At 68.7% G+C, this 13,074-nt stretch carries 7 protein-coding genes; 2 read left to right on the top strand and 5 right to left on the bottom strand.

The features are described from left to right. The first annotated feature begins 168 nt into the window (after positions 1-168). Positions 169-1,593: a type I glutamate--ammonia ligase gene (gene glnA, locus C8E83_RS05550; RefSeq protein ID WP_121368806.1), complete on the top strand. Its 1,425-nt coding sequence runs from the start codon at positions 169-171 to the stop codon at positions 1,591-1,593. A 166-nt stretch (positions 1,594-1,759) separates the two neighbouring features. On the opposite strand, the gene C8E83_RS05545 is transcribed toward glnA, so the two are convergent. The 5 genes from C8E83_RS05545 to C8E83_RS05525 form a co-directional block, all read right to left on the bottom strand. Further along, on the bottom strand, positions 1,760-3,067 hold the full coding sequence (locus C8E83_RS05545; protein WP_245981890.1) for a UDP-glucose dehydrogenase family protein: 1,308 nt from the start codon (positions 3,065-3,067) through the stop codon (positions 1,760-1,762). A gap of 192 nt (positions 3,068-3,259) precedes the next feature. Next, positions 3,260-4,831, bottom strand: coding sequence for a glycosyl hydrolase (locus C8E83_RS05540; protein ID WP_211331668.1), 1,572 nt, complete (start codon positions 4,829-4,831; stop codon positions 3,260-3,262). After that, positions 4,824-6,407, bottom strand: a complete 1,584-nt coding sequence (locus tag C8E83_RS05535; RefSeq protein WP_121371759.1) for a glycosyltransferase — start codon at positions 6,405-6,407, stop codon at positions 4,824-4,826. The genes C8E83_RS05540 and C8E83_RS05535 overlap by 8 nt, the downstream gene beginning before the upstream one ends. A gap of 488 nt (positions 6,408-6,895) precedes the next feature. Beyond that, entirely contained in the window at positions 6,896-9,883 is a 2,988-nt protein-coding gene (locus C8E83_RS05530) for a bifunctional [glutamine synthetase] adenylyltransferase/[glutamine synthetase]-adenylyl-L-tyrosine phosphorylase (RefSeq protein WP_121368803.1), read from the bottom strand. 39 nt (positions 9,884-9,922) lie between these two features. After that, complete coding sequence (locus C8E83_RS05525; protein WP_121368802.1) at positions 9,923-11,263, bottom strand: glutamine synthetase family protein; 1,341 nt, start codon at positions 11,261-11,263, stop codon at positions 9,923-9,925. Positions 11,264-11,323: 60 nt separating this feature from the next. On the opposite strand from C8E83_RS05525, the gene C8E83_RS05520 reads away from it, so the two are divergent. Next, entirely contained in the window at positions 11,324-13,072 is a 1,749-nt protein-coding gene (locus C8E83_RS05520; RefSeq protein WP_121368801.1) for an NAD+ synthase, read from the top strand. Positions 13,073-13,074: the final 2 nt, after the last annotated feature.

Below are 13,074 nucleotides of genomic sequence, written 5' to 3'. Positions count from 1 at the left end.
GACGAGCCTAGCGACAGTCGCCGAGGGGAAAGCTGTCCCCCGATCGACGGACGACCCGTAACATCCCGGAAACATTGACGACACCGGGGCGAAACCCCTCGTCAATAGCCTCGTGACTGGAGGCGTCCCGCTTTCGCCCACAGATCCGCCCATTGGAGACCTTCGCGTATGTTCACAGACTCTTCCGAGGTGCTGAAGTTCATCAAGGACACTGACGTCAAGTTCCTTGATATCCGCTTCACCGACCTCCCCGGCGTCCAGCAGCACTTCAACATCCCTGCCTCGACCGTCGACGAGGAGTTCTTCTCGGTCGGGCAGCTCTTCGACGGCTCTTCGATCCGCGGCTTCGCGTCGATCCACGAGTCGGACATGCAGCTGATCCCCGACGTGACCACGGGCTACATCGACCCGTTCCGTGCCGAGCGCACGCTGATCCTGGTCTTCGACATCTTCAACCCGCGCAACGGCGAGCTCTACTCGCGCGACCCGCGTCAGGTCGCGAAGAAGGCCGAGCGCTACCTCGCCTCGACCGGCATCGCCGACACCGCGTTCTTCGCCCCCGAGGCCGAGTTCTACATCTTCGACGACGTCCGCTACGACGTGAAGCAGAACGGCTCGTTCTACTCGGTCGACTCCGAAGAGGGCGCCTGGAACACCGGCCGCGTCGAAGAGGGCGGCAACCTCGCCAACAAGACGGCCTACAAGGGCGGCTACTTCCCCGTCTCGCCGGTCGACAAGACGGCCGACCTCCGCGACGACATCTCGATCAAGCTGATCGAGTCGGGCCTGATCCTGGAGCGCGCGCACCACGAGGTGGGCACCGGCGGCCAGCAGGAGATCAACTACCGCTTCGACACGATGGTGCACGCGGCCGACGACATCCTGAAGTTCAAGTACATCGTCAAGAACACCGCCGAGCTCTGGGGCAAGGTCGCCACCTTCATGCCGAAGCCGCTCTTCGGCGACAACGGCTCGGGCATGCACACCCACCAGTCGCTCTGGAACGACGGCAAGCCGCTGTTCTACGACGAGAACGGCTACGGCGGGCTCTCCGACCTCGCCCGCTGGTACATCGGCGGCCTGCTCAAGCACGCCCCGGCCGTCCTGGCCTTCACGAACCCGTCGATCAACTCGTACCACCGTCTGATCCCGGGCTTCGAGGCTCCCGTCAACCTGGTGTACTCGGCCGGCAACCGCTCGGCGGCGATCCGCATCCCGATCACCGGCACGAACCCGAAGGCGAAGCGCATCGAGTTCCGCGTTCCCGACGCGGCGTCGAACCCCTACCTCGCGTTCGCCGCGCAGATGATGGCGGGCCTCGACGGCATCCAGAACCGTATCGAGCCGCACGAGCCCGTCGACAAGGACCTCTACGAGCTCCCGCCCGAGGAGGCCAAGAACATCCCCCAGGTGCCCGGCTCGCTCGAGGAGGCCCTCGCGGCTCTCGAGGCCGACCACGAGTTCCTCACCAAGGGCAACGTGTTCACCGAGGACCTCATCGAGACGTGGATCGCGTACAAGCGCGAGAAGGAGATCCTGCCCATGGCGCAGCGTCCCCACCCGTTCGAGTTCGAGATGTACTTCGGGGTGTAACTAGCACCGCCGGATCACACGACGGCCCCGCTCTCCTCACGGAGGGCGGGGCCGTCGTCGTCTGTGGCAACTACAGGCAGACAGAGAGGAGGGCCGCACCCCTCCGCGGGTACGACCCTCCAGCCGGTGGTCCGGTCGGCCCTGCACGCCGACCGGGTGCGCTCCGCTAGGCGGGAAGAGCAGCGCCCTCCAGCACTCGGCGCTGCCGGGCGACGGTGCGGCCGCCGAGCGGACGCACCTCCCAGCCGGCGCTCGACCACACCTCGGAGTCCAGCGCGTTGCGGGCGTCGAGGACGACCGGGTTCGCGGCGAGCTCGGCGAGGTGCGTGGGGTCCGCGTTCACGAAGACGGGCCACTCCGTGAGCAGCAGGACCACATCGGCGTCCGTCACGGCCTCGTCGAGGCTGTCGGCGAATGAGAGAGTCGGGAAGCTCCGCTGCGCCGTCTGCGACGCCTCGGGGTCGACCACCAGAACCTGCGCGCCGCGCAGGTGCAGGGCGGCGGCGACATTGAGGGCCGGCGAGTCGCGCACGTCGTCGGTGTCGGGCTTGAACGCGGCGCCCAGGATCGCGAGCTTCCGGTTGAGCACGGATCCCCCGCACGCGTCGATGGCCTGGTCGATGACCCGCTGACGCTGCTGCATGTTGATCTCGTCGACCTCCTGCATGAGGCCGACGACGCGCGAGGCTCCGAGCTCGTTGGCGCGCGACATGAGGGCGCGGATGTCCTTCGGGAGGCAGCCGCCGCCGAAGCCGAGGCCGGCGTTCAGGAACTTCCGGCCGATGCGGTCGTCATACCCCAGGGCGTCCGCGAGCACACGGACGTCTGCTCCTGCGACCTCGCACAGCTCCGAGATCGCGTTGATGAACGAGATCTTCGTGGCGAGGAACGCGTTGGCCGACACCTTGACGAGCTCGGCGGTGGCGAGGTCGCAGGAGATCACGGGCGTCCCGGTCGCGATCGGGGCGGCGTAGATCTCGCGCAGCACGGCCTCGCTCTTCGCGTCCGTCCCGCCGAACACGATGCGGTCGGGCCGCAGGGTGTCGTCGACGGCGTGCGCCTCGCGGAGGAACTCCGGGTTCCAGACGACCTGCGTCTCGATGCCCTCGGGCTTCGAGTCGGCGACGAGCTTCCGCAGGCGGGCCGCCGTGCCGACGGGCACGGTCGACTTGCCGACGATGATGCCGTCGTGGCTGAGCGACTCGGCGACGGCCTTGGTCGCCGCTTCGACGTACGAGAGGTTCGCCGCGTGGCTCCCCCGCCGCTGCGGCGTGCCGACGCAGATGAAGTGCACGTCGGCCGTCGCGACGGCGTCGGCGAGATCGCTCGTGAAGCGCAGTCGGCCGGTGCCGACGTGCTTGACGATCAGCTCGGGAAGGCCGGGCTCGAAGAACGGCACGCGGCCGGCTTCGAGCGCCTCGATCTTCGACGGGTCGATGTCGACGCCGATGGTATCGAAGCCCATCTCGGCCATGGCGGCGGCGTGCGTCGCACCGAGGTAGCCGGTGCCGATCACGCTGATGACGGGCTTGAGGCCCTTCGTGCCCTCGGGCGTTTCGTCCTGCGGCGTGATGGAAGCCTGCGGCGTCGAGGCGGGCGTCTTCTTGGCGGTGGTCATGGTGTTCTCCCGGATGTGAGGAAGGAGGGACGAGGAGGTGGGGTGGCGCTACTGCGCCGCGGCTTTTCGGAGCTGGTAGTTCGTGTCGGTCCGTTGGATGCCGGCGGCGAAGGCCTGCAGGGATGCGCTCGTCGAGTTGATGCGCCAGTCGTTGGTGACGGTCTGGCCGTTCGACGAGGTGGTCACGGTGAGGCTGAACCAGGAGAAGCCGACGATGTCCGAGTTCGCGGGATCCGCGAGGGCGTCGAACAGGCTCGTGATCCACCCCGGTTTGACGCTGCCGCCCGAGGGGCCGACCTCGGCCGCGCCGATCTCCGACAGCAGGATCTTCTTCGACGTGAGCTTCCGCAGCTGCGTGAGCGTCTGCGAGAACGTGTTGGCGAAGGTGGTGTCCTGCGTGTTGCCGGTGGTCGCGGGCCGCTCGTAGCCCGACATCCCGACGAAGTCGACGTACTGGTCGCCCGGGTACAGCGACTGCAGATACGAGAAGGTCTTGTGCGAGGCCGTGAGCTGGTCGATGCGGTTCGGCGACCAGACCCACGCGACGTAGTTGTTGGCGCCCTGCGACTGGAAGACGTTCCAGACGTGCTGCCACATCTTCACGTAGTCGCCCTGGCTGTTGCCGTTGAGGTCGGTGCCGTGACCGTTGTCCTCGCTCCAGGGGTACCAGGTGGCGTTCATCTCCTGGTCGAGGCGGATCGCGAGCGGCTGCCCGTTGGCGACGATCGCGTCCGCGTACTTCTTGAGGTACGCGTCGAAGTTGCCGTTGATGATGTTCGGCAGCGAGTAGGTCGGCTGGTCGATGTCGTTGTTGCTGGCCGTCGACGACTGCGACTCCCAGGTGATGAAGGGCAGGTCGCCCTTCGCCCAGGCCGCCTGCACGGCGTCGGCGCGGAAGTCCTTGTCCCAGCCCTGGAAGTACCCGGCCACGTTCGGCTGTTCGCCGATGTCGGCGGCGTCCTGGTTGAACTCGGAGAAGCTGAACGGCGACTGCGAGGTGTAAAGGCCGAAATAGCGCGACGTTGGGTTCTTGATGGACGCGAGGGTCGGCGTCGTGACGCCGGTCGGTCCGGTGGGGGCGGTCGTGGTGCCGGAGCCGGCCGTGGTCGTTCCCGCCGAGGTGGTGCCCGATCCTGCGACCGACGACGCACCCGTCGACGCGCCGCCGCCCGCGAGGGCCGCGAGCTGAGCCTTGTACGAGGCGACCTGCCCCTGAGCCTTCGACTGGCCGGCCTTCGCCGCCGACAGCTGCTTCTCGAGGGCCTCGGCCTTGCCGAGCGCGGCCTCGAGCTGCTTGCGCTGCGCGGCGAGCTCGGCCGACTGGTTCGAGACGGTCGACTTCGACGAGACCAGCTCGCTCATGAGGTTCGCCTTCTCGTTGCGCAGCTGCTGCGCGGTCGAGATGGGCTGAACGACGTCGCCGACGATCTTGCGGACCGGGCTGTCGCTGGGAGAGATCCAGACGAGCCACGAGATCAGGGCCAGGAGCACGACGATCGCCGTGGCTCCGAGAGCCGTGCGTCGCCGGTTCCGGGTGCCGGTGGACCAGAAGGCTCCCCCGGTCTTCAGCGGGGTGATCATGGTCTCGCCGTAACGGGGTGAGACGGTGTTCTCAGACAATGAAGATCGCCTCCAGGACGAGGATCGTGGCGCCGATGAGGTACGGCCACGCTGCTTTGGGGTTGAGGGGCTTGCGTCCGCGCTTGGTGAGGGCGGGCGCAGGAGCGGCGAGAGCCGTCCGCGACTGCCGCCGGCTCTTCACGAGGACAGTGCCCTCCGTCGGGTTCTCCGGAGTGCCGAAGTCGAACAGGGTGTCGATCGAGGGTTCGCCCTCCGACCCGTCGTACGTCGACGTGCCGCGGTCGAACTGGGCCTCGAGGGCGTCGATCGGGGTCTGCAGGGCCTCCTCGCGCTCCTGCACCACGCCTTCGACCTCTTCGGTGACGGTGCCGCCGGTGTAGGCACCGGCGCGGGTGCCCCAGCCGGCGTTGTGGCCCATGCGGAAGAAGCCGAGGATGCGGATCGGCATGAGGAAGAACGTCGACACGATGATGAAGACGGGCAGGCGGATGAAGTCGCCCGGCTTCTCGGAGAGGTGCCGCATCTGGCGGATCGCCATGCTCAGCACCGACGACGCCACCATGAGGGCGACGATCGCGATCACGCCCGACTTGAAGCCGTACTCGGTGAGGATGCCGGTGTAGAGGTTCACGCCGCGGTGGGTGACGGCGTCGTAGATCCAGCCGCCGACCACGCCGAGCAGCACGAACGGCAGGACGATGTCCATCGCGAAGAAGAAGGCGAGCATCGGCGCGTGGGCGAGCATCCACGGCATCATGCGCAGGGTGTTGTACTGGCTGCCGCGCGCCCAGCGGAGCTGCTGCTTGAACAGCTTCTTGATCCGCAGCGGGGCGTCCGTGTAGACGAGGCTCGTGTACTGGTAGACGGTGCGGTAGCCCTCTTTGAGCGTGAGGTTCGTCAGGGTCCGGTCGTCGGAGACCTCGAGGAACGTGCCCATGAACTTCTCGGTCATGAACTTGTCCATCACCCGGACCAGGATGTCCCGGCGGAACGCGATGGTGCGGCCAGGGAGGCAGCCGATCTGACCGAGGACGCTCTGGGCCGGCATCGAGTAGAGCGCCCGGCTGTTCTCGAGCCAGTCGGCCCAGCGGGTGATCCACGAGCGCTCGGGCTGCAGGATGCGCTGGCGCGTCGTCACGCCGCCCACGTTGGCCTCGGCGAACGGCTTGACCAGCTCGGAGAGCGTGCCCGGGGTCCAGACCGTGTCGGAGTCGACCAGCACCGTGATGTCGCCCGTGGAGAGCTCGGTGCCGATCATGACGGCGTTGCGCTTGCCCGGGATCGGCGTGTGGGTCCACGTCACCAGCGGCGCGAACTCCTCGCAGATGGCCTGCAGCGCCGGGTTCGGCTTGCCGTTGATCACGACGATGATCTCGTCGGGCCCCTGCTCGACCATGCGGCCGATGACGTCGCGGAAGAGGTCCTCCGGCTCGTCGACGACCGGGACGACCACGCTGGTGGTGCCCGTGAACGTGCCCGTGAAGGGGCGGTAGTTGCGGGAGATCACGACCTTGATGATCCAGAGGACCCAGATCATGATCGAGTACACGCTGAACAGGTACACCTGAGGGTGTCCGTTGATGACGTGCCTGATTTGAAGGATGAACGTTAACACGATGTCGCCTCGCGGAGGGTTAGAGGACGGCTTCCGCATCATTGGGGAATCGGGCGTTCGGGTACCTGAATTTGTAGTCGATCCCCGTGGACCTCACAACGAGGTCCGACGCCCGGCCCCCGAATCGGGGGTACGGGGTACAGCGGAGTCCCCTGAATGGTGTCGTGCGAAATGCCGACCGCACAGCGCCGTCCGAGCCCGACGCGGGCGGGGCTCCTGGAATTCAGGACGCCAGGTGTCGTCGAGATTTTCTCAAGACCGGGAAATATCCTGGTCAGATACCGATCAAGCGTCGTGCCAGGCCGGAGAAACGCACGACCGAGATCGGCCGACACGCCATCGTCGCTGTAATACCCTCATCTTTCGCGCGTCATGAGCCCGTAACGGCTACGTCACAAAGGCCGGGGTACACCCAACCAAATCGGGGGACATCTGACTTTCTTTCCGCCGTCGACCGAACGAAGGCGTTCTTGGGCGTGTCGCGAAAGTCAGACGGAGGGGTCCGGCGCCTTCTCGACGCCGTAGAAGCCGGCCTCGAAGACGTGTCGGGCGCGACGGGTCGTGGCGAGGTAGTCCTCCTCCAGCTCGGTCGCGGACTGCGGCGGGTACTCCATCAACCGGGCGACGGCCTCGAGCTGCCGCCGGTCGGCGGGCAGGACGTCGCTCGTGCGGGAGGTCCAGAGCATGACCGCGGACCGCGCCCGAGAGGCGATGATCCAGGCGTCGCGCAGCTTCGAGGCGTCGTCGGCGGTGACGAGGCCGGCCTCGACCGCGGCGGCCAGCGCCCGAAGCGTCGACGGGGTGCGGAGCCCTGGCACGGTCGCGGCGTGCTGCAGCTGCAGGAGCTGCACGAACCACTCGACGTCGCTCAGCGAGCCGCGCCCGAGCTTGAGGTGCCGCGTCGGGTCGGCGCCCTTCGGCAGGCGCTCGGACTCGACCCGGGCCTTGATCCGCTTCACCTCGCGGGCGTCCTGCTCGGAGAGCGACGCCGGGTAGCGGACGGTGTCGGCGAGGCTCTCGAAGTCGGCGAGCAGCGCGGCATCGCCGACCGCACCCCGAGCGCGCAGCAGCGCCTGGGCCTCCCAGGTGAGGGCCCAGCGCCGGTAGTAGGCGGCGTAGGCCTCGAGCGACCGGACGACGGGACCGTTCTTCCCCTCGGGCCTCAAGTCGGCGTCGAGGTCGAGCGGGGTCAGCGGGTCGTCGGTGAAGCGGTGCAGGTCAGCCACGATCTGCGCAGCCCTGGCCTGCGCGCCCTCGTCGTCGGGACCCGTGCGGTAGACGAAGAGCACGTCGGCGTCGGACCCGAAGCCGAGCTCCTCTCCCCCGTACCGGCCAAGGGCGATGATCGCGAACTCGAACGACCCGGGGGCCGGGTGCTCGCGCCGGGCGAGCGCCAGCGCGCCGGCCAGCGTCGCCGACATGACGGCGGCCAGGCCGGTGCCGATCTCGTCGATGGAGGTGACGCCGACGATCCCACCCAGGGCGATGCGCAGGATCTCGCGCCGCCTCGACGTCCGGAGCACCTGCGCCGCCGCCCCCGCCTCGTCGTGGCGCGCCACGGTCGCCAGGGCTTCGTCGAGCAGGGTGTCGTAGGGGCGAGGACGCAGGTCGTCGTCGGACTCTAGCCACGACGCCGCCTCGGGGATGCGCTCGAGGAGGTCCGCCACGAAGCGGGACGACGACAGCACGGTCGTCAGACGGTGTGCCGCGCCGGAGGAGTCGCGCAACATCCTGAGGAACCAGTACGACTCACCCAGCCCGTCGCTGAGGCGCCGGAACGCGAGGAGCCCGAGGTCGGGGTCGGTGCCGTCGGCGAACCACTGCAGCATGGCGGGCAGCAGGTGCCGCTGGATGCTCGCGCGTCGCGACACCCCCTCGCTCATCGCCTTGATGTGGCCGAGGGCGCCTCGGGGGTCGCGGAAGCCGATGGCCTGCAGGCGGGCGACGGCCGAGTCGGTGGTGAGCGCGAGCTCCTGCTCGGGGCGCCGAGCCACGGCGGTGAGCAGCGGCCGATAGAACAGGCGCTCGTGCAGGCTCCGCACCCGCCGCTTGATCGCGTGCCAGTGCTCGAGGAGCCCGTCGGCGCTCGTGGCGAGGCCGGTCGCCCGGGCGATGACCCGCAGCTCGTCGGCGTCGGTCGGCATGAGGTGGGTGCGGCGCATCCGCGACAGCTGGATGCGGTGCTCGAGCAGCCGGAGCTCGCGATAGTCGCGATCGAACTCCGCCGCCTCGGCGCGACCCACGTAGCCCTCGGTGACGAGGGCCCCGAGAGCCCCGAGCGTCGAGCGCTGCCGGATGAGGTCGTCGCCCTGCCCGTGGACGAGCTGCAGCAGCTGGATCGTGAACTCGATGTCGCGCAGGCCGCCCGGGCCGAGCTTGATCTGCCGGTCGACCTGCTCGGCGGGGATGTGCGCGGTGACCCGCTCGCGCATCCTCTGGACGCTCTCGACGAAGTTCTCGGTCGACGCGACCGACCACACCATCGGGGCGAGGGCCTCGACATAGGCCTGGCCGAGAGCCCGGTCGCCGGCGATCGGGCGTGCCTTGAGGAGCGCCTGGAACTCCCACGGCTTGGCCCAGCGCTCGTAGTAGGCGAGGTGGCTGGCTAGAGTGCGCACGAGGGCGCCGTTCTTCCCCTCGGGGCGGAGGTTGGCGTCGACCTCCCACAGGGGTTCCTCCGGAGCCAGGTCGGAGAGCGTCCGCGTGGCGTGCATCGCCAGCCGCGTCGCGATCTCGACGGCCCGGTCGGAGGCGAGGCCCTCGCCCGCGTCGGCGACGAAGATCACGTCGACGTCGCTGATGTAGTTGAGCTCGCGGGCACCGGTCTTGCCCATGGCGATGATGGCGAGACGGGTGGCGGCGACCTCGTCGGCCGCGAACGTCACCTCGCGCCGCGCGACCGCGAGCGCGATCTCGAGAGCGGCGCCGGCGAGGTCGGCCAGGGCGGCGGCCACGACGTCGAGGCCGGCCACGGGGTCGTAGAGCGAGAGGTCGAAGGCCGCCAGGGAGACGAGCGCGCGCCGGTAGGCGACACGCAGGGCCGTGCGCGCCGGGTCGCCGGTGAGGTCGCCGGTGGCGAGGCGGAGATCGCGCTCGTAGTCGTCCTGGTGCGGAACTGTCCAGACCTTCCGCCGCAGCACGTCGAGGGTCTCGGGTCGACGCAGCAGGAAGGCGCTGAGACCCTCCGAGGCGCCGAGCACGAGCATGAGGCGGTCGCCCGGCCGCTCGTCGCTCACGGTCGGGCTGGGCAGCGACGACGACCGCAGCAGGTCGTCGACCTCGTCGGGGACGCGTTCGATCAGCCGGCCGAGGCGCACGAGGGCCTGATCGGGGTCGGCGCTCTTCGACATCGCCTCGAGGAACTCGGGAACGAGCGGCTGCAGTTCCGTCAGCTCGTCCAGGAGGTCACGACTGGCCCGCAGGTCGGCGAAGCCGTAGCGGGCCAGATCGGTCAGCGCCGTCGCGGATCGTGGCATGGGGTGCAGGCGGAGGGCAGGATCGGGAGGTTCGACCGGCTAGAGCATCTCGAGGTTCGACCGGAGCTCGAACGGAGTGACCTGCGCGCGGTACTCCTTCCATTCCTGCCGCTTGTTCTTCAGCACGTAGTTGAAGACGTGCTCGCCCAGCGTCTCGGCGACCAGCTCGCTCTCCTCCATGAGGGACAGCGCGTGGTCGAGGCTCGCCGGCAGCTGGTTGTAGCCCAGGGCGCGGCGCTCGGCGTCGGAGAGGCTCCACACGTTGTCCTCGGCCTCGGCCGGGAGCTCATAGCCCTCCTCGATGCCCTTGAGGCCGGCCGCGAGGAGCAGCGAGAAGGCGAGGTACGGGTTCGCCGCGGAGTCGATCGCGCGATACTCGACGCGGCTCGACTGGCCCTTGTTGGGCTTGTAGAGCGGCACGCGGACGAGCGCCGACCGGTTGTTGTGGCCCCAGGTGACGAAGCTGGGCGCCTCGTCGCCGCCCCAGAGGCGCTTGTAGCTGTTGACGAACTGGTTCGTCACGGCGGTGATCTCGGGAGCGTGGCGGAGCAGACCCGCGATGAACTGGCGGCCGATCTTCGAGAGCTGGTACTCGGCTCCGGCCTCGAAGAAGGCGTTCGAGTCGCCCTCGAAGAGCGACAGGTGCGTGTGCATGCCCGAGCCCGGGTGACCCTGCAGCGGCTTCGGCATGAAGGTGGCGTAGACGCCCTGCTCGATCGCGACCTCTTTGACGACGGTCCGGAAGGTCATGATGTTGTCGGCCATCGTCAGCGCGTCGGCGTAGCGGAGATCGATCTCGTTCTGGCCGGGGCCCGCCTCGTGGTGGCTGAACTCGACCGAGATGCCCAGGTCTTCGAGCATGCGCACCGAGCGGCGGCGGAAGTCGTGGGCCGTGCCGCCGGGCACGTTGTCGAAGTAGCCGGCCTGGTCGACGGGCTCGGGCTGGCCGTCCTTGCCGATCTTCGACGACTTCAGCAGGTAGAACTCGACCTCGGGGTGCGTGTAGAACGTGAAGCCGCGATCGCCTGCGCGGGCGAGAGTGCGCTTGAGCACGTTGCGCGGGTCGGAGACGCCGGGCACGCCGTCGGGCGTCGCGATGTCGCAGAACATGCGCGCGGTCGGGTCGTCGGTCGAGCGCCAGGGCAGGATCTGAAACGTGGTCGGGTCGGGGTGCACCAGCACGTCCGCCTCGAACGACCGGGTGAGGCCCTCGATCGCCGATCCGTCGATGCCGACGCCCTCGGCGAAGGCCCCCTCGACCTCGGCGGGCGCGATGGCCACCGATTTGAGCGTGCCGATCACGTCGGTGAACCACAGTCGGATGAACTTGATGCCCCGCTCTTCGATGGTGCGGAGAACGAAGTCCGTCTGCTTGTCCATTCAGGCCCTTTCGCTGTGCTCGACGCCCTGCCGGAGGGGTCACTCAGTAGGCTAGTGGCTATGCCCCGACTCCGCTTGGCGCTCGCGCAGACCAATCCCACCGTCGGCGATCTCGAGGGCAACTCGAGGCAGATCGTCGAGGCCGCGCGCCGTGCGAGAGCCGCCGGTGCCGACCTCGTCGCGACCGGCGAGATGAGCATCACCGGCTATCCGATCGAGGACCTCGCGTCGCGGCCGTCGTTCCTGTCGGCGTCGAAGCAGGCGGTGCAGGAGCTCGCCGAGACTCTCGCGGCAGAGGGTCTGGGCGACCTGCCCGTCGTCGTGGGCCACCCCGACGGGCCGTTCGAGCCGAGGTTGCTCGACACCTCGAACGCGCCCACCGCGATCGCCAAGAACTGCGCCAGCGTGCTGCTCGACGGCCGCATCGTCACCACCACGGCGAAGTACCACCTGCCCAACTACTCGGTCTTCGACGAGTACCGCGTGTTCATCCCCGGCGACGAGCTGCTGGTCGTCCGGATCCGCGGCGTCGACGTCGCGCTCATCATCTGCGAGGACCTCTGGCGCGACGGCGGGCCGGTGGGGCGCGTGATGGACGCCGGTGCCGGGCTCCTGCTCGTCATCAACGCCAGCCCATGGATCGCCGACAAGGACGAAGTGCGGCTGCCCCTCGTCACTCGCAGGGCCACGGAGAACGACACGCTCGTCGCCTACGTCAACATCGTGGGCGGTCAGGACGACCTGCTCTTCGACGGCGACAGCGTCGTCGTGGACGGGTCGGGCGCGATCCTGGCCCGGGCACCGCAGTGGGAGGAGCATCTCCTCGTCGCGGAGGTCGAGGCGGACGCGAGCGCGAATCGCACGCTTCCGGCAGGGATTCGCCGGGTGGACGTCGCGGGGCCGGCGTACTCGGGTGACGATGCGCGGTCGCCTGCTCCTGCCGCCGACATCGCCGAGCTGCCCGACGACCTCGAGCAGCTGTGGAACGGGCTCGTCACGGGGCTGCGCGACTACGTGGGCAAGAACGGTTTCCGGTCGGTGATCCTCGGGCTCTCGGGCGGGATCGACTCGGCCGTGTGCGCGGCGATCGCGGCCGACGCGCTCGGCGCCTCGCGCGTCTACGGCGTGTCGATGCCATCGCAGTGGTCGTCCGACCATTCGCGGTCGGACGCCGACGACGTCGCCGAGCGGATCGGCGTGAACTACTCGGTCGAGCCGATCGCCGACCTCGTGGCGCCGTTCGAGTCGCAGCTGAAGCTCACCGGCCTGGCGGCCGAGAACGTGCAGGCCAGGGCGCGAGCGCTGATTCTCATGGGGCTGTCGAACCTCGACGGGCACCTGGTGCTCACCACAGGCAACAAGACCGAGCTCTCCGTCGGGTACTCGACGATCTACGGAGACTCGGTCGGTGGGTTCGCGCCGATCAAGGACGTTCCGAAGACGATGGTGTGGGAGCTCGCTCGCTGGCGCAACGCGTTCGCTCTCGCACAGGGGCTCGTCGAGCCGATCCCGTCGAACTCGATCACGAAGCCGCCCTCGGCCGAACTGCGGCCCGGTCAGGTCGACCAGGACACGCTGCCGCCGTACGACGTGCTCGACGGGATCCTCGACGCGTACATCACGCGAGCCCTCGGGGCCGCCGACGTCGTGGCCCTCGGCTACGACGCGGCCGTCGTAGCCGAGGTGACGCGGCTCGTCGACCGCTCGGAGTGGAAGCGGCGCCAGGGCGCGATCGGGCCGAAGATCTCGGGGATGGCGTTCGGGCGGGATCGGCGCCTGCCGATCACCTACAGGCCGTCAGGCCTGTAGCA

It is taken from the genome of Frondihabitans australicus, from assembly GCF_003634555.1.
Classification (GTDB): Bacteria; Actinomycetota; Actinomycetes; order Actinomycetales; family Microbacteriaceae; genus Frondihabitans; species Frondihabitans australicus.
Note: the sequence above shows the minus strand (reverse complement) of the source record. Positions and strands in the feature narration are given on the sequence as shown.